Source organism: Stenotrophomonas sp. Br8, from assembly GCF_014763005.1.
In the GTDB taxonomy this organism is placed as follows: domain Bacteria; phylum Pseudomonadota; class Gammaproteobacteria; order Xanthomonadales; family Xanthomonadaceae; genus Stenotrophomonas; species Stenotrophomonas lactitubi.
Genome location: NZ_JACGTN010000006.1, coordinates 39,087 through 62,280, shown reverse-complemented (window position 1 = coordinate 62,280; position 23,194 = coordinate 39,087). Strand labels below are relative to the sequence as shown.

21 protein-coding genes are annotated in these 23,194 nt (G+C 67.2%); 10 read left to right on the top strand and 11 right to left on the bottom strand.

What is annotated here, in order from left to right; all coding sequences use genetic code 11:
• Positions 1-81 precede the first annotated feature (81 nt).
• Positions 82-780 (top strand): MliC family protein, encoded by a 699-nt coding sequence (locus H3005_RS06030; protein WP_191077766.1) that lies wholly within the window; start codon positions 82-84, stop codon positions 778-780.
• A 72-nt stretch (positions 781-852) separates the two neighbouring features.
• On the opposite strand, the gene H3005_RS06025 is transcribed toward H3005_RS06030, so the two are convergent.
• The 7 genes from H3005_RS06025 to H3005_RS05995 all read right to left on the bottom strand — a co-directional run bounded on the left by H3005_RS06025 (position 853) and on the right by H3005_RS05995 (position 7,668).
• Complete coding sequence (locus tag H3005_RS06025) at positions 853-1,401, bottom strand: hypothetical protein (RefSeq protein ID WP_191077765.1); 549 nt, start codon at positions 1,399-1,401, stop codon at positions 853-855.
• A complete protein-coding gene (yeiP, locus tag H3005_RS06020) occupies positions 1,391-1,957 on the bottom strand; it encodes an elongation factor P-like protein YeiP (RefSeq protein WP_089240894.1) in 567 nt (188 codons plus the stop codon). The genes H3005_RS06025 and yeiP overlap by 11 nt, the downstream gene beginning before the upstream one ends.
• Positions 1,958-2,006: 49 nt before the next feature.
• Entirely contained in the window at positions 2,007-2,777 is a 771-nt protein-coding gene (locus H3005_RS06015) for an SDR family NAD(P)-dependent oxidoreductase (protein WP_100552429.1), read from the bottom strand.
• A gap of 79 nt (positions 2,778-2,856) precedes the next feature.
• Positions 2,857-5,430 carry an EAL domain-containing protein gene (locus H3005_RS06010; protein WP_191077764.1) on the bottom strand — a complete coding sequence of 858 codons (2,574 nt, stop codon included), beginning with the start codon at positions 5,428-5,430 and terminating at the stop codon, positions 2,857-2,859.
• Entirely contained in the window at positions 5,427-6,320 is an 894-nt protein-coding gene (locus H3005_RS06005; RefSeq protein WP_191077763.1) for a hydroxymethylglutaryl-CoA lyase, read from the bottom strand. The genes H3005_RS06010 and H3005_RS06005 overlap by 4 nt, the downstream gene beginning before the upstream one ends.
• A gap of 171 nt (positions 6,321-6,491) precedes the next feature.
• Positions 6,492-6,878: a VOC family protein gene (locus H3005_RS06000; protein WP_108267325.1), complete on the bottom strand. Its 387-nt coding sequence runs from the start codon at positions 6,876-6,878 to the stop codon at positions 6,492-6,494.
• 1 nt (position 6,879) lies between these two features.
• The gene (locus H3005_RS05995; RefSeq protein WP_099818343.1) at positions 6,880-7,668 is read right to left on the bottom strand and encodes an enoyl-CoA hydratase-related protein; all 789 of its coding nucleotides are present in this window, start codon (positions 7,666-7,668) and stop codon (positions 6,880-6,882) included.
• Positions 7,669-7,787: 119 nt separating this feature from the next.
• Between H3005_RS05995 and H3005_RS05990 the strand changes: the two genes are divergently transcribed.
• Genes H3005_RS05990 through H3005_RS05980 form a run of 3 tightly spaced genes read left to right on the top strand, consistent with a single transcriptional unit; the run spans position 7,788 to position 10,155 of the window.
• Positions 7,788-8,042 carry a FeoA family protein gene (locus H3005_RS05990; protein ID WP_089240906.1) on the top strand — a complete coding sequence of 85 codons (255 nt, stop codon included), beginning with the start codon at positions 7,788-7,790 and terminating at the stop codon, positions 8,040-8,042.
• Positions 8,039-9,901 carry a ferrous iron transport protein B gene (gene feoB / locus H3005_RS05985; RefSeq protein ID WP_089240908.1) on the top strand — a complete coding sequence of 621 codons (1,863 nt, stop codon included), beginning with the start codon at positions 8,039-8,041 and terminating at the stop codon, positions 9,899-9,901. Before H3005_RS05990 ends, feoB begins: the two co-directional genes overlap by 4 nt.
• Complete coding sequence (locus H3005_RS05980; protein WP_089240910.1) at positions 9,901-10,155, top strand: DUF6587 family protein; 255 nt, start codon at positions 9,901-9,903, stop codon at positions 10,153-10,155. The genes feoB and H3005_RS05980 overlap by 1 nt, the downstream gene beginning before the upstream one ends.
• 78 nt (positions 10,156-10,233) lie before the next feature.
• Here the strand turns inward: H3005_RS05980 and H3005_RS05975 are convergent, their stop codons facing one another.
• Positions 10,234-11,013 carry a 3-oxoacyl-ACP reductase gene (locus H3005_RS05975; protein ID WP_191077762.1) on the bottom strand — a complete coding sequence of 260 codons (780 nt, stop codon included), beginning with the start codon at positions 11,011-11,013 and terminating at the stop codon, positions 10,234-10,236.
• A gap of 70 nt (positions 11,014-11,083) precedes the next feature.
• Between H3005_RS05975 and dapB the strand changes: the two genes are divergently transcribed.
• The 5 genes from dapB (at position 11,084) to H3005_RS05950 (ending at position 18,031) form a co-directional block, all read left to right on the top strand.
• Positions 11,084-11,803, top strand: coding sequence for a 4-hydroxy-tetrahydrodipicolinate reductase (gene dapB, locus H3005_RS05970; protein WP_191077761.1), 720 nt, complete (start codon positions 11,084-11,086; stop codon positions 11,801-11,803).
• Between the two features lie 308 nt (positions 11,804-12,111).
• The gene (gene carA / locus H3005_RS05965; protein ID WP_089240920.1) at positions 12,112-13,242 is read left to right on the top strand and encodes a glutamine-hydrolyzing carbamoyl-phosphate synthase small subunit; all 1,131 of its coding nucleotides are present in this window, start codon (positions 12,112-12,114) and stop codon (positions 13,240-13,242) included.
• A 149-nt stretch (positions 13,243-13,391) separates the two neighbouring features.
• On the top strand, positions 13,392-16,634 hold the full coding sequence (gene carB / locus H3005_RS05960; RefSeq protein WP_100552435.1) for a carbamoyl-phosphate synthase large subunit: 3,243 nt from the start codon (positions 13,392-13,394) through the stop codon (positions 16,632-16,634).
• Positions 16,635-16,642: 8 nt separating this feature from the next.
• The gene (greA, locus tag H3005_RS05955; protein WP_176022519.1) at positions 16,643-17,107 is read left to right on the top strand and encodes a transcription elongation factor GreA; all 465 of its coding nucleotides are present in this window, start codon (positions 16,643-16,645) and stop codon (positions 17,105-17,107) included.
• A 3-nt stretch (positions 17,108-17,110) separates the two neighbouring features.
• The gene (locus tag H3005_RS05950) at positions 17,111-18,031 is read left to right on the top strand and encodes a phosphoglycerate mutase (RefSeq protein WP_100552436.1); all 921 of its coding nucleotides are present in this window, start codon (positions 17,111-17,113) and stop codon (positions 18,029-18,031) included.
• A 38-nt stretch (positions 18,032-18,069) separates the two neighbouring features.
• Here the strand turns inward: H3005_RS05950 and H3005_RS05945 are convergent, their stop codons facing one another.
• Both H3005_RS05945 and H3005_RS05940 read right to left on the bottom strand, forming a co-directional pair.
• Positions 18,070-19,128 (bottom strand): DUF1176 domain-containing protein, encoded by a 1,059-nt coding sequence (locus H3005_RS05945; RefSeq protein WP_100552437.1) that lies wholly within the window; start codon positions 19,126-19,128, stop codon positions 18,070-18,072.
• Complete coding sequence (locus H3005_RS05940; RefSeq protein WP_191077760.1) at positions 19,129-20,172, bottom strand: DUF1176 domain-containing protein; 1,044 nt, start codon at positions 20,170-20,172, stop codon at positions 19,129-19,131.
• Between the two features lie 122 nt (positions 20,173-20,294).
• Between H3005_RS05940 and recJ the strand changes: the two genes are divergently transcribed.
• Positions 20,295-22,052 carry a single-stranded-DNA-specific exonuclease RecJ gene (gene recJ, locus H3005_RS05935; protein ID WP_191077759.1) on the top strand — a complete coding sequence of 586 codons (1,758 nt, stop codon included), beginning with the start codon at positions 20,295-20,297 and terminating at the stop codon, positions 22,050-22,052.
• A gap of 84 nt (positions 22,053-22,136) precedes the next feature.
• Here recJ and H3005_RS05930 read toward each other — a convergent pair whose 3' ends face one another.
• On the bottom strand, positions 22,137-23,186 hold the full coding sequence (locus H3005_RS05930) for a DUF1176 domain-containing protein (RefSeq protein WP_100552440.1): 1,050 nt from the start codon (positions 23,184-23,186) through the stop codon (positions 22,137-22,139).
• Between the last annotated feature and the right edge of the window lie 8 nt (positions 23,187-23,194).

Genomic DNA, 23,194 nt, shown 5'->3' with positions numbered 1-23,194 from the left:
ACGGTCATGCAGCTTTCAGGCCCCGTTTGCGCGCAGATGGTAGGGTCCAAGGTCTCTGTAGTTTCGACAAGGAGTCGAGCCATGCGTGTAGTTTCCAGTCTGTTGGCTGCCTCCCTCGGCCTTGCGCTGAGCGCCTGTCAGCCGGCGCAGACGCCGGCCGCCAGTGGCGCAGGCGATGCGGTCGCAACGCCGACACCGGCACCTGTGGCTGCCGCTGTTGATGGCGGCGGCAACGAAACCCTCTATCGCTGCGGCGACCTCGATGTGCGCGCGACCTTCAACGGTGAGGACGCAGCGATGGTTGTGATCGGCGGGCGCAGTTTCGCGATGTCCTCCGAACGCGCGGCCTCCGGTGCGAAGTATGCCGACGGCAAGGGCAACAGCTTCTGGACCCGCGGCAGCGATGAAGCGCTGCTCAGCCTGAAGGGCGAAGCGGATCGTGAGTGTGCAGCGGTGGAAGCGACCGAGGGCGATGGCAGTGCCGGCAACGCGGCGTTCCGTGCCACTGGCAACGAGCCGGGTTGGCTGGCCGTCGTCGATGGTGATGCACCGGGCCTGCAGGTGGACGTCGACTACGGCGAGCGCCGCTTCACCGTCGCAAAGCCGACCGAGGGCGCAGATGGCTGGGTCGGCAAGGCGGCCGACGGCACCGACATCAAGCTGAGCTTCCAGCGCACCACCTGCCAGGACGACATGAGTGGTGAGGCGTTCGAGGCCAAGGCGATGTTGACCGTGGGCACGCGCCAATACCACGGCTGCGGCAACTTCGGCGGCAAGTAAGAAAAAGGGGACGGAGGGGATTAAGTCGTTTGTGCCATGAACGACTTAATCCCCTCCGTCCCCTTTTTTGCTTCAGCCCTCGCAGGGCTTGATGTCCAGCTCAAACGCAAGGTCGTAGCGACCATTGATGCCGATCAGTGCTTTGCGGATCGCGCAGTCGTTCTGGTGGCGGGCCACCAGGTCGGCGAAGATCTTCTCGCGACCCTCGCAGTACGTCGCGCTGGCCTCTTCGAGTTCCCGACGGCGCTCGTCGTCGTAGGGCTCTTCGCCGGCGAAATGCTGGCAGGTGTTTTCGCGCGCGAGAAACGCCTGCACGTCGTCGGGCATCTGACAGTAGATGCGTATGTCTTCGATGTCGTACACGTCGTTGGAGACCGCACAGCCAGCGGCAGCACGGGCCTGTTCCAGTTCCTCGTAACTCGAGGGCAGGCTGGTAGCGGAGGGCTCCTCGGCGGGTTCCTGCAGGGCCGCGGGCGACGCCGCTGCCGGTGCGGTGGCACCCACCGGATCGACCGCTACGGCCTCTGGCGTGGCACCACCTGCGCCGTTGTCCGCTGCCTGCGGCGAGCACGCCGCAAGCAGGGACAGGCAGGCGATCAGCGCAGCGCGGTTAATCGGCACGGCCAGCAAATTCGCCGGTGCTGGTATTCACCAGCACACGCTCACCGTTGACGATGTATTCCGGCACCATGATTTCGATGCCGGTGTTGAGCTTGGCCGGCTTCGGGCGCTTGGTGGCGGTGCCACCCTTCAGTTCCGGTGGGGTCTCGACCACTTCCAGCACCACCGAGGCCGGCAACTGGATCGCCACCGGCAGGTCGTCGATCACCTGCACGTAGATGCCGGTCAGGCCGTCGGTGATGTAACCAGCGTCATCGCCGATCACGTCCGCGTCCAGGGTGTAGGGGGTGTAGTCCTCGTCGTCCAGGAACACGAACGCATCGCCGTCCTTGTACGAGTAGGTGGACTGGCGGCGCAGCAGTTCGACTTCGACCAGGTTGTCGTCGGCATCGAAGCTGGCATCGAGCTTGTTGCCGCCCGGCACGCTGTACATGATGAAGCGGAAGCGGACGTTGCCGCCGCGACCCTGCGGCGAGCTGCGCTCGATGTCGCGGATCTGGTAGACGCCGTTGTTGAACTCGACGACGTTGCCCTTCTTGATGTCGTTGGCTTTCATGATGATGTTGGTCGTTGGGGGAGGGCGCCGTCCCGGCGCCCGGGGGGAATCACTTCGGAGCGAGCCGGGTGGCGCCGTCCAGGCGGATGGTCTCGCCGTTGATATAGGTGTTGCCGAGGATGTGGCCGACCAGGCTGGCGAAGTCTTCCGGCTTGCCCAGGCGCGACGGGAACGGGATCGACGCGGCCAGCGATTCCTGCACGGCTTCGGGCATGCCATCGACCATCGGCGTCCAGAACACGCCCGGCGCGATGGTGTTGACGCGGATGCCGACGCGCGACAGCTCGCGGGCCATCGGCAGGGTCATCGCCACCACGCCGCCCTTGGAGGCGGAGTAGGCGGCCTGGCCGATCTGCCCTTCGTAGGCGGCAACGCTGGCGGTGTTGATGATGACGCCGCGCTCGCCGTCCACGCCGGCCTCGTTGTGCTGCATGCGGTTGGCCGCGGCCTTGGCGACATTGAAGCTGCCGACCAGGTTGACCATCACCGTGCCCTGGAACCCGGCCAGCGGCATCGGGCCTTCCTTGCCCAGCACGCGGCCAGCGCCGAGGATGCCGGCGCAGTTCATGGCGACATTCAGGCCGCCGAGGAAATCGCTGGCCTGGTCGATGGCGGCCGACACGGACGCTTCATCACTGACGTTGACATTGAAATAGCGGGCGTTGTCCTGCCCCAGCCCGGCAACAGCCGCCGCGCCCTTGGCGTCGTTGAGGTCGAACAGGGCGACCTTGCCGCCCTGGGCAACCAGGTGCTGGGCCACGGCCAGGCCGAGGCCGGAGACGCCGCCAGTGATCACGGCACGTACGGAAGACAGCTGCATTGCACGGTCCTGCAGGTTCAAGAACCGCCGATTCTAACGGAAGCGGCGGCAGCCGCCGTTGTGCACTGCGCCGCCGGCCTCAGCCCAGTTCGCGGGCGCGGCGCAGGCGGCGCTCGAAGTCCGCGGCGGGCAGGCCGTGGGCGAACAGGAAGCCCTGGCCGACGGTCACCCCCAGGTCGAGCAGGCATTGCCGTTGCGCCTCGGTTTCCACGCCTTCGGCGACCACGCCCAGGCCGAGACTGCGGGCAATCGCGCACACCGCCTCGCACACCGCCACATCCGAGCGGTTGCGGGGAATGCCTTCAACGAACAACTGGCTCAGTTTCAGCCCATGGATGGGCAGCCGGCGCAGGTAGTTCAGCGCGCTGTAGCCTTCGCCGAAGTCGTCGATGGTCAGCATCACCCCCATCTCGCGCAGGCGGGCGAAAGTGCGCAGGGTGTCCGGCGCATCTTCGATCAGCACCCGCTCGGTGAACTCCAGCTCCAGCACGCTGCCGGGCAGGCCGAACTCATCCAGCACCTGCCGCACCCAGCGGGCGAGATCCTCACCGACGAACTGCCGCCAGGACACGTTGACCGCCACTCGTACCAGGCCGAGCCCATCGTCCTGCCATTGCCGGACCTGCCGGCAGGCTTCGCGCAACGCCCATTGACCGATGCGCACGATGTCGCCGGTGTGCTCGGCGTGGCGGATGAACAGGTCCGGGCGCATCTGCCCCAGCTGCGTGTTGTGCCAGCGCATCAAGGCCTCGCAGGCGATGGTGGCGCCGCTGCGCAGGTTGACCTGTGGCTGGTAGACCAGGTGGAACTCGTCGCCATCGAGCGCCTTGTGCAGCCGGCTCTCGATCTGCAGGCGGTCATGCTGGCGCTGTGCCAGTTCCGGGGAGAACACCTGCCAGCCGTTGCGGGTGCGTCGCTTGCACTCGTACATCGCGGTGTCGGCGTTCTGGATCAGCTGCTGCGGCCGGTTGCCATCGCGCGGTGCACGGGCGATGCCGATGCTGGCGGTGACCGGGAACTCGTCGCTGCCCAGCTGGAACGGCGCCGAAAAGGCCGCAGTGATGCGCTCAGCCAGTTGTTCGGCCTGGTCGGGCTGGTCGCGCAGGTCACAGATCACCAGGAACTCGTCGCCGCCAAAGCGTGCAAGCAGGCCTTCGGTGCCGATCGCGGAGGCGATGCGCCGGGTCGCTTCGATCAACAGTTCATCACCGGCGTTGTGGCCGAGCAGATCGTTGACCACCTTGAAACGGTCCAGGTCGATGTACAGCACGGCCACGCGGTCGTGGCTGGGGCTGTCCATGCGCACGCCGAGGTCGCTCAGCACCGCATCGCGGTTCATGATGCCGGTCAACGGGTCGGTGCGGGCCTGCACGCGCAGGGTTTCCTCGGCCTGCTTGCGCTCGGTGATGTCCTGCACGGTGCCGGTGATGCGCGCGGCATCGACATCACCGGCCGAGACCTCGCCGATCATCCGGATCCAGAACGAGTGGCCATCGCGACGCTGGCCCTGCAGCTCCAGGCCGAAGCTGCTGCGGTGCTCGATGGTGTCGGCCAGCGCCTGTTGCAGGGCGGCGCGGTCGTCGCTGCGCAGGCAGTCCAGCAGGTCCGGCATGTCCTCAAGATCGGCCGGCTGGCCGACGATGCGCCGCGCCTCATCGGTGAGGTACAGGCGCTGCAGGCCACGATCCCACTCCCAGCCGCCGATGTGGGCCAGTGACTGCGCGCGCGCGAACAGGGTGTTGTTGCGCTTCAGTTCGGTGATGTCACTGAACATCGCATAGACATGGTCGGCCTGGTCGCAGCCGTTGCCGAACACCGGCACGTTGGTGGTGGACAACCACAGCATGCGGCCGCGCGGGCGGTGGTACAGGCCGATGATGGTGCTGCGGATCATCCGCCCGGCCTGGAAGCAGCGGCTGGTCGGCCACTGTGACTGGGTCAGCGGATGGCCGTGTTCGTCGACGATGATCCAGGCTTCGGGATCGAGCATCGAATTCAAGCCCACGCCACCACCGGTGAGGCCGAGGATGCGGTGCGCTGCGGGATTTGCGGACAGAACGCGCAGATCACGGTCGAACAGGATCACGCCCTTGTCGATCGACTCCATCAACAGGCGATAGCGGGACTCCGCGCGCCAGCGTCCGCTCAGGTCACGGGCGACGGCGACGATGCAGGGCTGGCCTCGGTCCTGGAAGCCGGCCGAATGCACTTCCACCGGAAAGCGACTGCCGTCGCCGCGCATGTTGGTCACTTCGATGACGTAGGTGTCGCCGCGGTTCAGCGCTTCCCACACCGGTTGCAGGTGGTCGCTGGGCAGGTCCGGGTTGAGCAGTTCGATCGGCTGGCCGACGATGTCTTCGCGCGGGCGGTCGTAGGCCACGATGCCTGCACGGTTGACGTCCAGCACCACGCCTTCGGCGCTGAGGATGCTGACCGGGTCGGGCACGGCGTCGAACAGCGCGGCATAGCGGGCCTGGGTATCCAGCTCGCGTTGCTGTGCACCGGCCAACGCCTGCCGCGCCTGGCGCAGCAGCCTGGCCTGGGCCGGCGATGGGGAAGCGGCCAACGCGGCGTCCAGAGCGGCCAGCGCGTCGTCGGTTGCGGCGGAAGCATCGCCGATGGCCGGACGGTCGCGCGGGCCGCTGTCGTTCATGTCGCCGCCAGCGCCTGCCCGACGCGGCTGGCGGTAGCACGGCCGAGCAGCCCGGCAAGCCAGCGGCCGGTCTCGGCCAGCGAAGGCAGGTCGACGCCGCACTCCAGGCCAAGGCCCTGCAGCAGGTACACCACGTCCTCGCTGGCCACGTTGCCGCTGGCGCCCTTGGCGTACGGGCAGCCGCCGGCACCGGACACGGCGCTGTCGACCACGCGCACGCCTTCTTCCAGGCAGGCCGCGATGTTGGCGATGGCCTGGCCGTAGGTATCGTGGAAGTGCACGGCCAGTGCGCTCATCGGGATCTCGGCGGCCACTGCCTGCAGCATCGCGCGGGCCTTGCGCGGCGTACCGACGCCGATGGTGTCGCCCAGCGAGATTTCGTAACACCCCATTTGATGCAGGGCACGGGCCACACGCACAACGTCGGCCAGCGGCACCTCGCCCTGGTACGGGCAGCCGAGCACAGTGGAGACGTAGCCACGCACGCGCACACCATCAGCCGCCGCACGGCGCAGGATCGGCTCGAAACGGGCCAGCGATTCATCGATGCCGGCGTTGGTGTTGGTGCGGTTGAAGGCTTCCGATGCGGCGGTGAAGACCGCGATTTCCTGCACGCCGACGGCGCGCGCACGGTCGTAGCCCTGTTCGTTCGGCACCAGTACCGGATAGGCGATGCCCGGGCGGCGCCGGATGCCGGCATAGACCTCGGCCGCGTCGGCCAGCTGCGGGACCCAGCGTGGGCTGACGAAGCTGGTCGCCTCGATGGTATGCAGGCCGGTGGCCGACAGGCGATCGATCAGGGCGATCTTGTCGGCGGTGGCCACGGCCTGCTTTTCGTTCTGCAGCCCATCGCGTGGGCCGACTTCGACGATGCGGACGAAATCGCTCATCGCGGCACCCCCACGGCAGGCGAGGCGGGACGGGCAGGGCGGATGGGATCGACTGGGGTCACGGCGGTTCCTGGGAAACGGGGGCGGCCCGGTCTTCGCCAGGCTGCCAGATGAGATACGCAGGCGGGTCGCACAAGCGGCCACGCCTGCGCCTGGTTGTGGCGGAAGGGCCTACCCGGGCAGGTGGCAGACCGCCTCGATGTTGTTGCCATCGGGGTCGATCACGAAGGCGGCGTAATAGTCCGGGTGGTACCACGGGCGCAGGCCGGGCGCTCCGTTGTCGCGGCCACCTGCGGCCAGGGCGGCGGCGTGGAAGGCATCAACCTGGGCGCGTTCGCCGCAGACGAAGGCCACGTGCACACCCTGGCTGAGGGGCGCCGCATTGCCCAGCCAGAAGAACGGCTTGCCGTGGTTGCCGAAACCCACGTGGTCGTGGGCGCCGGTCTGTTCGGCACTGACCTCCATCACCAGGCCGATCTGCAGCGGTGCCAACGCCTGCAGGAAGAAGGCCTTGCTGCGCGGCAGGTCGCCGCTGTTCAAACCGATATGGTCCAGCATGTCAGGCCTCCGTGACCCAGTGCGGCGCGCGCTTGTCGAGGAACGCGCCCAGGCCTTCCTGGCCTTCGGCCGACACCCGCAGGCGGGCGATCAGGGCGGCATTGTCACGGTCCAGGCTGTCGCGATCATCGGCGTCGCGAACCTGCCGGACCAGCAGCTTGGCCGAGGCCGAGGCGATCGGCCCGGCCTTGTCGAGCAGGGCCAGCTGCCGCTGTACCGCTTCGTCCAGGCGTTCGGGCTCCACCAGATGGTGGATCAGGCCGATACGCAGGGCGGTGTCGGCGTCGAAGTGCTCGCCGGTGGCGAACCAGCGACGGGCCTGGCGGCTGCCGATGGCCTCGATCACATAGGGCGAGATCACCGCCGGCAACAGGCCCAGACGGCTTTCGGTCAGGCCGAAGCGGGCGGCGCTGGTGGCGATGGCGATATCGCAGCAGGCCACCAGGCCGACACCCCCACCGAAGGCGGCGCCGTGGACCCGGGCCAGGGTCGGCTTGGGCAGCTCGTCCAGGGTGCGCATCAGCCGGGCCAGGGCCAGGGCGTCCTCGCGGTTGTCCGCCTCGCTGGCTGTGGCCATGCCGCGCATCCACTGCATGTCGGCACCGGCGGAGAAGGAGGCGCCGTGGCCGGCCACCACCACCGTGCGCACGGTGTCATCGCGGCCGGCCGCTTCCAGGGCGGCGGTCAGCCGGGCGATCAGGCCGGCATCGAAGGCGTTGTGCAGCTCCGGCCGGTTCAGCCAGAGGGTCAGGACAGCGCCATTGCGCTCGATCTGCAAAGCATCGTTCATGGGATTCCGGGGTTGCTCCATACCTGTATGGATCATAGCGGGCCATTGGTCATGGGCCATGACGCGACGCGGGAATGTTAGAATCGAGAACCATTTACATCCAGCAGAGAACACGCTAGATGACGCTGTCCGAACTGCCCCTGCACACCTCGGCCGTGGTCGATTCCGTGCAGGACCTGCATGCCAACGATGCCATCGCCCGGCGCCTGCGCGAGCTGGGCTTCGTCAAGGGTGAGGAAGTGCGCCTGGTGGCGCGAGGTCCGGTCGGTGGCGAGCCGCTGCTGGTGCAGGTCGGGTTCACCCGTTTCGCGCTGCGTATCAGTGAGGCACGGCGCGTGGTCATCGACCCGGCCAGCCAGGAGCGACGCGCATGAGCGCCACCGCAACCACCGCCCCGCTGCGCATCGCGCTGGTCGGCAATCCCAACAGCGGCAAGACCGCCCTGTTCAACCAGCTGACCGGCAGCCGGCAGAAGGTCGCCAATTACACCGGCGTCACCGTCGAGCGCAAGGAAGGCCGCCTGCGTGCGCCGTCCGGCCGCGAGTTCGCGGTGCTTGACCTGCCGGGCGCCTACAGCCTGCATCCGGCCAGCCTCGACGAGGCGATCACCCGCGACCTGTGCCGGGGCTTCTACCCGGGTGAGGCCGCGCCGGACGTTCTTCTGTGCGTGATCGACGCCACCAACCTGCGTCTGCACCTGCGTTTCGCGCTGGAACTGCGTGAGCTGGGCAAGCCGATGATCATCGCCCTGAACATGGTCGACGCTGCACAGCGTCGCGGCATCCAGATCGACGTTGCCGCGCTGGAACGCGAGATCGGTGTGCCGGTGGTGGAAACCGTGGCGGTGCGCAAGCAGGGCGCGCGCGCGCTGGTGGAGCGCCTGGACACGATGGTGCCGCACCTGGATGCGCCGCTGGCCGGTGTTGAGAGTGGCGCGGACTACCACGCGCAGGTGCGCGCGATCCTGGCCGCCGCCGTGCGCATGCCGGCGCGGACCGCGAAGATCGACGACACGCTCGACCGCTGGCTGCTGCATCCGGTGTTCGGCCTGATCACCCTGGTCGTGGTGATGTTCCTGATCTTCCAGGCGGTGTTCGCCTGGGCGACGCCGCTGATGGATGGCATCGAGGCCGGCTTCGCCTGGTTGGGTGAACTGGCCGCCAGCGTGTTGCCGGCAGGGCCGCTGACCAGCCTGCTGACCGACGGCATCATCGCCGGCCTGGGTGGCGTGGTGGTGTTCCTGCCGCAGATCCTGATCCTGTTCGCCTTCATCCTCGCGCTGGAGGAGTCCGGTTACCTGCCGCGCGCTGCGTTCCTGCTGGATCGCATGATGGCGGCGGCGGGTTTGTCCGGCCGTTCGTTCATCCCGCTGCTGTCCAGCTTCGCCTGTGCCGTGCCGGGCATCATGGCCACCCGCAGTATCCAGGACCCGCGTGACCGCCTGGCCACGATCCTGGTGGCGCCGCTGATGACCTGCTCGGCGCGCCTGCCGGTGTATGCGCTGCTGATAGGCGCGTTCATTCCGGCCGGCAAGATCGGCATCTTCAACCAGCAGGGCCTGGTGCTGTTCGGCCTGTACGTGGCCGGCATCCTCAGCGCGCTGGTGATGTCATGGGTGATGAAGAAGTGGCGCCGCGACAAGAGCGAGCACCCGCTGATGCTCGAGTTGCCGTCGTACCGCATTCCGCATCCGCGCGACCTCGCCGTCGGCCTGTACGAGCGCGGCATGATCTTCCTCCGGCGCGTCGGCGGCATCATCCTGGCGTTGACCATCCTGCTGTGGTTCCTGCTGTCGTTCCCGGGTGCGCCCGCCGATGCGACGATGCCGGCCATCGACTACAGCTATGCCGGCCAGATCGGCCATGCGATGACGGCGATCTTCGCGCCGCTGGGCTTCAACTGGCAGATCTGCATCGCGCTGATTCCGGGCCTTGCGGCGCGTGAAGTGGCGGTGTCCTCGCTGGCGACGGTGTATGCGCTGTCGGCTGCCGATGACGATGCGGCGATCTCCGCGCTGTCGCCGGTGGTGGCTGATGGCTGGTCGCTGGCCACCGGCCTGGCCCTGCTGGTGTGGTTCATCTACGCGCCGATGTGCATTTCGACGCTGGCCACCATCAAGCGCGAGACCAACTCGTGGAAGACGATGGGCTTCTCGGCGTTCTACCTGTTTGCTGCGGCCTATGTCGCGGCGCTGATCACCTACCAGGTGACCGTGGCGCTGGGGGGCGGCTGATGGACGCCGGCCTGCTGATCCAGTACCTGATCATCGCGGTGGCCGTGCTGGTCAGTGCCTGGGTGGTGCTGAAGAAGCAGGCGCCCGGCACCGTGCGCAAGCTGCGTGGTGCGCTGGCACTGGCGCTGCTGAAGCCGGGCCGTGCGGCCTGGCTGCAGGCGCTGGGCCGGAAGATCGCGCCGCCGGCCACTGGCGGTGGCGGCGCGTGTGGCGGCTGTGACAGCTGCGGACCGACGCCGCCGAAGCAGCACTGAGCCTGCCTTTTCCGCTTTGGTGGGTGCGAACCTTGGTTCGCACACCCTTGGTCTTCATCCACGCATGGCGTGGATCTACTAGTCCCTGACCAGTCCGCCATCCACCACCAGATTCTGGCCGGTCACCGCGCGCGACCACGGGCTGGCGAAGAACAGCACGGCATCGGCGAACTCGGCCGGGGTGGTGACGCTGCGCAGCGGCGTGTTGGCGGCAATGTAGTCGAATACGGCTTCCGGCGTGGCGGCGCTGGCGTCGGTCGTGCGCAGCAGTCCGCCGGACAGCATGTTGACCGTGATGCCGTGCGGGCCGAGGTCGCCGGCCAGGGTGCGGGTGAGCGACAGCAGCGCGGCCTTGGCGGCGGTGTAGTCGTGGTAGGGCACCACCGGGTTCTGGAACAGGTTGGTGCCGATGTTGATGACCCGGCCGAAGCGCCGCGCCTGCATGCCGGGCAGGGCGGCCTGCACGGTGTTGATGGCGCCACGCACGCTGCCTTCGAACTGCGCCTGGAAGGCCGGCCAGGCGATGTCGGCGGCGCTGTCGCGGGCATCGCCATTGAACGAGAACGCGGCCAACGCGTTGTTGACCACGGTGGTCACGCCCTGGCCGAAGTGCGCCAGGGCGTGCTGCAGCAGGTTGTCGACCTGGGCGCGGTCGGTGACGTCGGCCTGCAGGGCGATGGCCTGGCCGCCCAGCTCGCTGGCCAGTGCGCGTGCCGCTGCTTCGCTGCGGTGATAGTTGATGACAACCCGCGCGCCCTGCGCGGCGAAGGCGCGGGCGATGTGCTGGCCGAGGCCGCGACCGGCGCCGGTGACCAGTACCAGCTGTTCGCTGATCTGCATGATGGTCAGGCAATCCATGGCAAAAGGGCACGCAGCGTAGCAGCGACAGTGCTTGCCGGACCATGTGTGCTGCCGCTAGCCTGCGTGCATGAACCAGACTCCCCTGCGATTGCTTATTCACGGCGCCTCCGGGCGCATGGGCCAGGCCCTGTTGCGGTTGGCCGCCGAACACCCTGATTCCCCGCAGATCGTCGCTGCGGTGACCGGCCGCGCGCCGGCCCAGCGGGTGATCGATGGTGTGCCGTTCTTCGCCGCCAGCGAGTTGCCGGGGGCGCCGGTGTTCGACGTTGCGATCGATTTCAGCCTTCCAGAGGGCTTCGACGCACTGCTGGCACTGTGCGTGGAGCGCGGCGCAGGCCTGGTGTCGGGCACCACCGGCATTTCCACTGCGCAGCGGCAGGCGCTGGAGGCGGCGGCGGTGAAGATCCCGCTGGTGTGGGCGTCGAACTTCAGCCTGGGCGTGGCGGTACTGGACGAGCTGGTGGAGCGTGCGGCGCAGGCGCTGGCGGGCTGGAACTGCGACATCGTCGAGTCGCACCATACGCAGAAGAAGGACGCGCCCTCGGGCACGGCGCTGACCCTGGGCGCCGCAGCACAGCGGGGCGGGGCTGAGCCGCAGTACGCCAGCCTGCGCGCCGGTGACATCGTCGGCGAGCATCTGGTGCAGTTCACTGGCCTGGGCGAGCGCATCGAGCTGGTGCACCGGGCCACCAACCGCGACATCTTCGCCCGTGGGGCGCTGTTTGCCGCTCGCCAGCTGCAGGGCCGGGCGGCGGGCAGCTACCGGGTACGCGACCTGCTGGAATAAGACAGGTAGTGCCGGCCGCTGGCCGGCATTCCCCTTGCCGTCGGGCACCCCGTGGTTGCCGGCCAGCGGCCGGCACTACCGGGCGCAGGGCCTGCATACGGCCCCGGATTGAAGTGAATGCGCAATCGCCTGTTCATGAATGGCGATAACCGCTGGCGCGCGCGCCCCGGCACCGCTACAATTCGCACTCGCCGAATCACGAAAGCCGGACCGGTCCCAGACCGTACGTCCGCGCTTTTTTGCAACCGGATTTCCGTGAAGCGCAGGCGTGACTTCGGCACCCCCTCGGTAGCCAAAGTGAGAATTCCGTGACCCAAGCCGCAATCCTCGTCCTCGAAGACGGCACCGTATTCGAGGGCGAATCCGTAGGCGCGCCCGGCCTGTCCGTCGGTGAGGTGGTGTTCAACACCGCCATGACCGGCTACCAGGAAGTGTTGACCGACCCGTCCTACGCCCGGCAGATGGTCACGCTGACCTATCCGCACATTGGCAACACCGGCATGACCGACCAGGACAATGAAGCGTCCAAGGTGTGGTCGGCCGGCCTGATCGTGCGCGACGTACCGCGCCGCCCGAGCAACTGGCGCAGCCAGGTGTCGCTGCAGGACTGGCTGATCCAGCGTGGCGTGGTCGCCATCGCCGGCATCGACACCCGCAAGCTGACCCGCATCCTGCGCGAGAAGGGCGCCCAGAATGGCGCGCTGATGGCCGGCGACGGCATCGATGTGGAAAAGGCACTGGAAGCGGCCCGCAAGTTCCCGGGTCTGAAGGGCATGGATCTGGCCAAGGTCGTGACTACCGACAAGACCTACGTCTGGACCGAGGGCCAGCTGGACCTGGATGCCAATGCCTTCGTCAGCGTGCCGGCCAAGTACAAGGTCGTGGCGTACGACTTCGGCGTGAAGACCAACATCCTGCGCATGCTGGCCGAGCGAGGCTGCGAGGTCACCGTGGTGCCGGCGCAGACCCCGGCTGCTGAAGTGCTGGCGCTGAAGCCGGACGGCGTGTTCCTGTCCAACGGCCCGGGTGACCCGGAGCCGTGCGATTACGCGATCGCCGCGATCAAGACCTTCATCGACGTGAAGATCCCGACCTTCGGCATCTGCCTGGGCCATCAGCTGCTGGGCCTGGCCTCGGGCGCGAAGACCATCAAGATGGGCCATGGCCACCACGGTGCGAACCACCCGGTGCAGGACCTGGACAGCGGCCGGGTGATGATCACCTCGCAGAACCACGGCTTTGCAGTGGATGAAGCGACCCTGCCGGCCACCCTGCGGGTGACCCACCGTTCGCTGTTCGACGGCACCAACCAGGGCATTGCCCGCACCGACGTGCCGGCCTTCTCGTTCCAGGGCCATCCGGAAGCGTCACCGGGCCCGACCGATGTGGGCCCGTTGTTCGACCGTTTCGTGGCGCTGATGGAACAGGCCAAGGCGTGATCAGTACGCCGCCGGTTCGCCGGTGGCGTCGCGATGGACCGTAAGCCTCCGCATCGCGGCTGCCCCTGGCGCGGCGCTGCGGATCAAGATTCCTGATCGACAGCGTGCGATCACCCCCCTTGTCACGCTGTACTGACTTAGAGAAGAAAATGCCCAAGCGCACTGACCTCAAGACCATCCTCATCATCGGTGCCGGCCCGATCGTCATCGGCCAGGCCTGTGAGTTCGATTACTCCGGCGCCCAGGCCTGCAAGGCCCTGCGTGACGAGGGCTACCGCGTGGTGCTGGTCAACAGCAACCCGGCCACGATCATGACCGACCCGGAGATGGCCGACGCCGTCTACATCGAGCCGATCAACTGGCAGACGGTCGAGAAGATCATCGCCAAGGAAAAGCCTGATGCGCTGCTGCCGACGATGGGTGGCCAGACCGCGCTGAACTGCGCGCTGGACCTGGCCGACAACGGCGTGCTGGAGAAGTACAACGTCGAGCTGATCGGTGCCAAGCGCGCAGCGATCATGATGGCCGAAGACCGCGAACTGTTCCGCGTGGCGATGGGCGAGATCGGCCTGGAGTGCCCGACCGCCGCCGTTGCCCACACCCTGGACGAAGCGCTGGAGATCCAGACCCGCGTCGGCTATCCGACCATCATCCGCCCCAGCTTCACCCTGGGCGGCAGTGGCGGCGGCATCGCCTACAACCGCGAAGAGCTGATCGAGATCGTCAACCGCGGCCTGGAACTGTCGCCGACCTCCGAAGTGCTGGTCGAAGAGTCGGTGCTGGGCTGGAAGGAATTCGAGATGGAAGTGGTCCGCGATACGGCGGACAACTGCATCATCGTCTGCTCGATCGAGAACCTGGACCCGATGGGCGTGCACACCGGTGACTCGATCACCGTGGCTCCGGCGCAGACCCTGACCGACAAGGAATACCAGCGCCTGCGCGATGCCTCCATCGCCGTGCTGCGCAAGATCGGCGTGGATACCGGTGGTTCGAACGTGCAGTTCGGCATCAACCCGGACACCGGCCGCGTGGTGGTGATCGAGATGAACCCGCGCGTGTCGCGTTCCTCGGCGCTGGCCTCCAAGGCCACCGGTTTTCCGATCGCCAAGGTCGCCGCCAAGCTGGCCGTGGGCTACACCCTGGACGAACTGAAGAACGAGATCACCGGCGGCCTGACCCCGGCCTCGTTCGAGCCGTCCATCGACTACGTCGTCACCAAGATTCCGCGCTTCGCATTCGAGAAGTTCCCGGCCGCCGATGCACGCCTGACCACCCAGATGAAGTCGGTGGGCGAGGTGATGGCGATGGGCCGCACCTTCCAGGAGTCGATGCAGAAGGCCCTGCGTGGCCTGGAAACCGGCAAGGTCGGCTTCGACCCGACCGGCCTGGACCTGACCAGTGAAGATGATCTGCAGACCCTGCGTCGTGAGCTGAAGGCACCGGGTCCGGAACGCCTGTTCTTCGTGGGCGATGCGTTCCGCGCCGGCATGAGCGTGGAGGACATCTTCAAGCTGTCCTACATCGATCCGTGGTTCCTGGACCAGATCGAAGAAATCATCGCCGCCGAGACCCAGGTCGCGGCCGATGGCATCGACGCACTGGATGCAGCGCGCCTGCGCAAGCTCAAGCGCGCCGGCTTCTCCGACGCCCGCCTGGCCCAGCTGACCGGCACCAACGAAGCGGCCGTGCGTGCGCTGCGTCGGGCGCACAAGGTGCGTCCGGTGTACAAGCGCGTGGACTCCTGCGCAGGTGAATTCTCCACCGGCACCGCCTACCTGTACTCGACCTACGAGGACGAGTGCGAAGCCGCGCCGAGCAACCGCGACAAGATCATGATCCTCGGCGGTGGCCCGAACCGCATCGGCCAGGGCATCGAGTTCGACTACTGCTGCGTGCACGCGGCACTGGCGCTGCGCGAGGATGGCTATGAAACCATCATGGTCAACTGCAACCCGGAAACCGTGTCGACCGACTACGACACCTCCGACCGCCTGTACTTCGAACCGCTGACCCTGGAAGACGTGCTGGAAATCGTCGAGCTGGAGCAGCCCAAGGGCGTGATCGTGCAGTACGGCGGCCAGACCCCGCTGAAGCTGGCACGCGCGCTGGAAGCCAACGGCGTGCCGGTGATCGGCACCAGCCCGGACTCGATCGACCTGGCCGAAGACCGCGAGCGCTTCCAGCAGCTGGTGGAAAAGCTGGGCCTGAAGCAGCCGCCGAACCGCATCGCCCGCAACGACCAGGAAGCCCTGCTGCTGGCGCGCGAGATCGGCTACCCGCTGGTGGTGCGCCCGAGCTACGTGCTGGGTGGCCGCGCGATGGAAATCGTCTACGGCGAATCCGACCTGGCCCGCTACGTGCGTGACGCGGTGAAGGTGTCCAACGATTCGCCGGTGCTGCTGGACCGCTTCCTCGACAACGCCGTCGAGTGCGACGTGGACATCATCGCCGACGCCCAGGGCAACGTCCTGATCGGTGGCGTGATGGAGCACATCGAAGAGGCCGGTGTGCACTCGGGCGATTCCTCCTGCTCGCTGCCGCCGTACTCGCTGTCGGCTGAAACCCAGGCAGAACTGCGTCGCCAGGTGGTCGAACTGGCCAAGGCCCTGAACGTGGTGGGCCTGATGAACACCCAGTTCGCGATCCAGACCGACGAGGAAGGCAACGACACCATCTTCCTGCTGGAAGTGAACCCGCGTGCCTCGCGCACCGTGCCGTTCGTGTCCAAGGCCACCGGCATGCCGCTGGCCAAGATCGCGGCCCGCTGCATGGCGGGCAAGACCCTGGAAGAGCAGGGCGCCACCAAGGAAATCGTGCCGGACTACTACTCGGTGAAGGAAGCGATCTTCCCGTTCGCCAAGTTCCAGGGCGTCGACCCGATCCTTGGGCCGGAGATGCGCTCCACCGGTGAGGTGATGGGCGTGGGCCGCAGCTTCAACGCCGCCTTCGCGCGTGCGCAGGAAGCCGGCGGCATCAAGGCACCGCCGGTGGGCAAGGCCTTCGTGTCGGTGCGAGACCCGGACAAGAAGCGCGTGTTGCCGGTGGCCAAGGCCCTGCTGGCACGTGGCTACAGCCTGGTCGCCACCCGTGGCACCGCAGCGTGGCTGCAGCAGCACGGCATGGATTGCGAGATCATCAACAAGGTGGTCGAGGGTCGCCCGCACATCGTCGATTCGATCAAGAACGGCGAGATCGTCTATATCGTCAACACGACCGAAGGCCGTGCCGCGATCAACGACTCGTTCTCGATCCGCCGCGAGGCGCTGCAGCACCGCGTCACCTATTCGACCACCATTGCCGGTGCCAAGGCGCTGGTGGATTCACTGGAATTCCGCGGTACCGGCCCGGTCTGGTCGCTGCAGGAACTGCACAAGGAGTTGAACGCATGAGAGCACCCATCACGATGAAGGGCGCGCAGCGACTGCGCGATGAGCTGGATCACCTGAAGTCGGTCAAGCGCCCGAAGGTGATCGCTGCGATCGCCGAAGCGCGCGAGCATGGCGACCTGAAGGAGAATGCCGAGTACCACGCCGCGCGCGAGGAACAGGGCTTCATCGAAGGCCGAATCAAGCAGTTGGAAGGCGAGCTGTCGCACGCCGAGATCATCGACGTGAGCAAGCTCAATGCAGGCTCCAAGGTGGTGTTCGGCGCCAGCGTGACCCTGGCCGACGTGGAATCGGACGAAGAGAAGAAGTACCAGATCGTTGGCGATCTGGAGGCGGACATCAAACTGGGCCTGATCGCCATTTCCTCGCCGGTTGCCCGCGCGATGATCGGCAAGCTGGAAGGTGACTCGATCGTGATCGATGCGCCGGCCGGCCAGCGCGAGTACGAGATCGTCAGCGTCAGCTACCAGGACTGATCCGTGGCGACGGCGACCCTGCTGTTGCCGGCACGCAGCCGCTTTGCGGTGGCTGCATTGCCGGATGATGTGGCGCGTGCCCTGGGCCGCGCCACCACCTCGCAGGGCGACGCCGGTGAACGGGCGCAGCTGCTGCGTCACTTCACGGTCGCCGCGCCGCACTGGCCGGTGGCCGCGTTGACCCGCCAGCGTGACGTCGGCGATGCCGCCGGCGCCTGCTGGCTGCGTGCAGATCCGGCCTGCATGGTGCCGGACATGCATGGCGCACGGATGATGGGCCATGGCGAAACGCTGCGGCCCAGCCTGGCCGATACGTTGGCCCTGCTGCCTGTGTTGCAGCCGCTGTTTGCGGATGCAGGCTTCGTGCTGGATGCACCCGATCCTTCGCGTTGGTACCTGCGGCTGCCGATCGGTACCGAACTGCCGGAGTTCGACGGTCCGGACGAGGTGCTGGGTGATGATCTGTTCTCGCACCTGCCACCGGGCGAGGCGGGCCGCCGCTGGCGCGCATTGATGACCGAAGCGCAGGTGCTGCTGCATACCCATTCGTGGAACCAGCAGCGCGCTGCACAGGGGCAGCAGCCGATCAATTCGCTGTGGTTCTGGGGCGGTGGCGTGATGCCGGTATCGGTGGCCACGCCACATGCGCAGGTGCGAAGCCGCGATGCGCTGCTGCAGGGTCTGGCCCAGGCCGCAGGCGTAGCGGTGGATGGCGAGCAATCGGTCGATGCACTGGTTGATCTGCGCCAGCTGCGCTCGTTGCAGCAGCTGGGCAATGATGCGATCCGCCCGCTGTTGGCCGCGCTCAAGCGTGGTGAACTGCAGCGTCTGGTACTGGATTTCGAGGACGGCCTGCAGTTCCAGCTGGACAAGGGCCAGCGCTGGCAGTTCTGGAAGAAGCCTCGGCAACTGCACGACGGTTGAGGCAAGGCGGTAGCGCCGGACCATGCCCGGCGGATGTGCTATTGAACATCGGTGACGTAGGTCGGCAGCTGCCAGTGCCTGCGGCTCGGGCCGGTGCAGTAGTGACCGACAAACTCCGCGCTCAGGCTCAGACGGGTTCCATCCCACGCCCAATGCCGGCTCGTACCGCAGGCATCCGTACCGGCCACGAACCCTTCTTCAAGGAACACGGCGTGCGGGTAGAGCGGAAACAGCGTGGTCCGGGCGATCAGCGTGGGTGCGAAGGGGGGACGGTCGCGGATCAGCCAGGTGCCCGCTGACACGATGTGGTGGTCGGTTGCACAGCTCAACAGGGCAAGGACATGGGTAGCATCCACCCGTTCGATGCGTAGTTGGCGCGACGACATCTGTTCGCAGGCGTTCCGCGCGGCGGCCACCGGCTGCAGTTGCTGAAGCAGGTCTGTCCGCTCAGCCAGCTGCCCATCGTCGTCATGTGCTTCGACCAGCAGGGGCGGCGCCTTCAGTGGTGGCGCGGCTACCGCGGCCGGCACCTTCGATTCCGGCTGTGCGCCCTTGCGCGCCAGTGCGCCTGGGGTGTCCAACCGACCCTGTGCTTCGTCCATCTTCAGCAGCAACGTGCGGATGCCACGATCCGACAGCGGCCAGGCGTGACCCGAGGCATCGCTCATCTCGATGCGTTTGCCATTCACCAGTGCATCGATCATCGCTGCCACGTAGCGGGAGGGTAGTTCCAGGCCAAGGTCGAGCGCTTCGCTGTGGCCGATGTCACCGATGTCCCTTCCGTCCACGCGCAGTCGCAATGCCCCTTCGGGTGCCACCGCCACAGGGGTACGAGGCGCGTCCTCGGCGCCCTCGGCCATTGACAGCCGTGCGGTGACCGCGGTCTGCGGCCCGCCGACACGTTCGAGCAGCACGCTCAGCATCAGCGGTGCCAGCGGGCCGTAGGCTGCCAGCCGGCAGGTGCGGGTGTTGTCGCAGGCCATCACGCCGTCGCCCTCGACGAACGATGTGCCGAGCGATTCAGTGGCCGAGGCAATCGGCGCCAGAGTGAGGGAGGCCAGCAGCAGGGGTGTCCGCAATAGTGAGAATGCACGCATTCAACGAACCTCGCTGATCAGCGTCGGCAGGGTCCAGTGTCCGCCCGGCATGCCACGACACAGACCGGTGCTGAAAGCGCTGGCGGGCTGGAATCCGCGGCCGTCCCATGCCCAGTCCGAGCCGGAAACACAGTCGCCGATGCCGCGGCCCTTGTAGCGTGCGTACAGCGTGCGCTCGACGCGCGAGAAGCCCTCAGCCTCCAGCGTAACCGTCTGCGGGGCGAATGGTGGCTGGTCGCGCGCGATCCAGAAGCCATTGCTGTAGTTGTACGCACCCATCTGGCACAGCGCCTGCACCAGCACATGGCGCTCGTCCAGCCGCTCGATCACCATTTCCGGGGTTCCCTTGTACTCGATCAGGCGCGGGCAGTCGTCGCTGTCGCCGAGCGTGGCAATCAACGCGTCGCGCAGCGCTTCGCTGCTGCCCAATGCGCTGTCTTCGGAGCGTGGGGCCGTCAGTGCCGCGCTCACGATCACAGGCTTGACGCGCGCAGCCGGCACGCTCGCTTCGGCACGCGTGCCACGCCGTACCAGGGCGCCGGGCGTGCCCACGCGCCCTTGTGCCTCGTCCATTTTCAACAGCACTGCAGCGGCACCAAGATCGGAAATCGGCCAGCGCGTGCCCCTGCTGTCGATCACCTCGATGCGGGCCTGGCGGGGCAGGGCGGCCAGCAGGGCTGCAACCTGCGCTGGTCGCAGCGTCACTGCGTCGTCGGGCCCGGTGTCCTGCACGGGACCCAGATCGCGTCCGTTCACCTGCAGGCGCATCGATCCTTCAGGCATTGTGCTTTCGCCATCCTCACCGACCCGCAGCCGCGCCTTCACTGCCGTGCCGGGGCCGCCGGCACGTTCCAGCATCAGGCCCAGCAGGCTGTCAGCCTGTTCCGGGCCATAGCCGGCGGCACGGCAGGTGCCGGTGTTGTCGCAGGCCAGGAACCAGTCGTGGTGCACGAACTCGATACCGGGTTCCAACGGTGTGTTTCCAGCGTCGGAAACAAGTGGCAGCAGGAGGCTGGCCAGCAGTACGGACAGCGGGCGGTACATGGCGAATTCCGTTTCAGAAGCGAACAAGCATGGGCGATCAGCACGCCTGCGCCAAGCCCGCGGAGAGCCTGGCAAGCCGATCGGGGTATCCTGCGCGGGTCTTCCGTAACCCGGCGATGCCGATGTCCCTTGCCGCCGACGCTGTGCCGCCGTCTTCAGATACCCCGACGATCCGCCGCCGCGATGTCGCCGTACCCGGCGCCTGGCCGGACGGCACGCTGCCATTGTTGGCCCGCCTGTACGCCGCACGCGGAGCGCAGACGCCGGAGCTGGCGTTGCCCAAGCTGGGCAACCTGCACGCGCCGGAGCTGCTGACCGGCATCGATGCGGCCGTGGACCTGCTGGTCGAAGCCATCGCCGCCGACAAGCGCATCCTGGTGGTGGGTGATTTCGACTGCGACGGCGCAACCGCGTGCGCGGTCGGCGTGCGCGGTCTGCGCATGCTCGGCGCGCAGCATGTCTTCCACGCGGTGCCCAACCGCATGGTGCATGGTTACGGTCTGTCGCCGTCGCTGGTGGACGAGCTGGCTGCGCTGCAGCCGGATCTTCTGGTCACCGTCGATCACGGCATCGCCTGCCATGCCGGCGTGACCGCAGCCAAAGCGCGGGGCTGGCAGGTGCTGGTGACCGATCACCATCTGCCCGGTCCGCAGCTGCCACCGGCCGATGTCATCGTCGACCCCAATCTGGACGGCGACGCCTTCCCCAGCAAGTCGCTGGCCGGTGTCGGCGTGATCTTCTACGTGCTGATGGCGCTGCGCCGGCAGATGCGCGAAGCGGGTGTATTTGCCGATGGCAAAGGTCCGGACCTGACCGCGCTGCTGGATCTGGTGGCCGTGGGTACCGTGGCCGACCTGGTGGTGCTGGATGCCAACAACCGCGCCCTGGTCAGTGCTGGTCTGCGTCGGCTGCGCAACGGCCAGGGCTGCGTCGGCCTGAAGGCATTGATCGAGGCCAGTGGCCGCGACGCCGCGCGACTGACCGCCACCGATATCGGTTTCGGCCTTGGCCCGCGCTTGAATGCGGCCGGTCGGCTGGAAGACATGGCGCTGGGAATCGCGCTGCTGCTCACCGAAGATCCGCGGCAGGCCCGCGACATCGCGCAGACGCTGGAGCAGATCAACGCCGAGCGGCGTGCGGTGCAGCAGTCGATGACCGATGACGCCGAACAGGCGCTGTCACGGGTGGTGCTCGATACCGCAGGGCAGCGTCCGGTGGCGGCCTGCCTGTTCGATGCCGATTGGCACCCCGGTGTGGTCGGCCTGGTCGCGTCGAAGATGAAGGATCGCCTGCATCGTCCGGTGATCGCGTTCGCGCCGGCCGAACCGGGCGCCGACACCCTGCGCGGTTCAGCGCGTTCGATCGCCGGCCTGCATATCCGTGATGCGCTGGCCCTGGTCGATGCACGCCATCCCGGCTTGATCGAGCGCTTCGGGGGTCACGCGATGGCTGCGGGCTTGAGCATGCGTCTGGATCATCTGGCCGACTTCGAAGCTGCGTTCGTCGCTACCGTGCTGGAGATGCTCGACCCGGCGGCACTGCAGCAGCAGGTGCTCAGTGATGGCGAACTGGCAGCGGACGAACTCGATCATCGCCACGCCGATGCGCTGCGCCAGGCCGGGCCGTGGGGGCAGGGCTTCCCCGAGCCGCTGTTCGACGGCCACTTCGAAGTGGCCAACTGGCGCGTATTGAAGGAACGGCATCTGAAGCTGGAACTGCGCCTGCCCGGCGTACCGGGCACGATCAACGCGATCCACTTCGGTGGCTGGCACGGCAACGCGCCAGGCAAGCATGTCCACCTGGCCTATCGCCTGGCCTGCGATGACTATCGCGGTGGCGCCGCGATCCAGCTGATCGTCGAGCACTGCCTGCCCGCATGAAAAAAGGGGACGGAGGGGATTAAGTCGCTTGTGCCTTGTTTGCCGTTTGCGACTTAATCCCCTCCGTCCCCTTTTTCTGTGAGGTCAGCGGACCTCGGTCACCCGCGTCGGCAGTTCCCAGGTTCCACCGGGAACGCCGCGGCACAGGCCGCCGCTGATCGCCGAGGTCGCGATGAAGCGCGTGCCATCCCAGGTCCACGCTTCATCCGACACGCAGTCGGCCAGGCCGCGGCCCTTGTGCGAGGCGACGATCTGCCCGTCGCCGTAGTCGATCGCATCGCTGGTCACCCACTGCGGCTGGAAAGGCGCTTTCTCACCGATGACCCAGTAACCATCGCCGGTGTTGTAGGCCGCGCGCCAGCAGGGAACGTTGACCAGCAGGTGCTTGGCATCCAGACGTTGGATCTGCAGTGGCGAATTGCTGATCGGAAGATCCGGGTCGGCGTCGAGCAGGCCTTCGCAGCTGGGCTCTTTCAGGGTGGCGCGCAGCGCTGCACGCAGCGCCGGTGACGCGGCCAGCTTGGCGAATGCCGGGTCGTCCGGCGGCGTAGACATGGTCGCTGCCTTGCGCACCACGGGTTTGGCAACGGCGGCAGGTACGCTGCTTTCGGCCGCAGTACCCTTGCGCATCACCGCGCCCGGCGTCCCCACGCGGCCCTGGAACTCGTCGGCCTTCAGCAATACAGCCGCTGCGCCCTTGTCCGACAGCGGCCACGCATGGCCGGCGGTATCGACAACGGTGATGCCGCCATCGCGCACCAGCGCCGACAGCACTGCGGTGGTCTGCGTTGGGCTCAGCGCGTAGGTGCCTGTGTCCTTGGTCGGCGCCAGCACGCCGAGGTCACGCTGCTGGACGCGCAGGTGCAGCGCGCCCTTCGGCTGCGGCTGGTCATCGATCGGCTGCAACGACACGCGGCCGTTGATGGCTTGATCGGGGCCACCCTTCCGCGTCAGCAGCACGCTCAGGGTGCTGTCATCGCCGCTGGCATAGCCGGCCGCGCGGCAGGTGCGGGTGTTGTCGCAGGCCAGGACCCAGTCGTGATGCTGGAAATACAGCCCGGCAGGCGCATCGACGGCGCCGGCGGCCAGTGGCCAGCACAGGGCCAGCAGGGCGGGAAGCAGGGGAGAACGCATGGGCATCC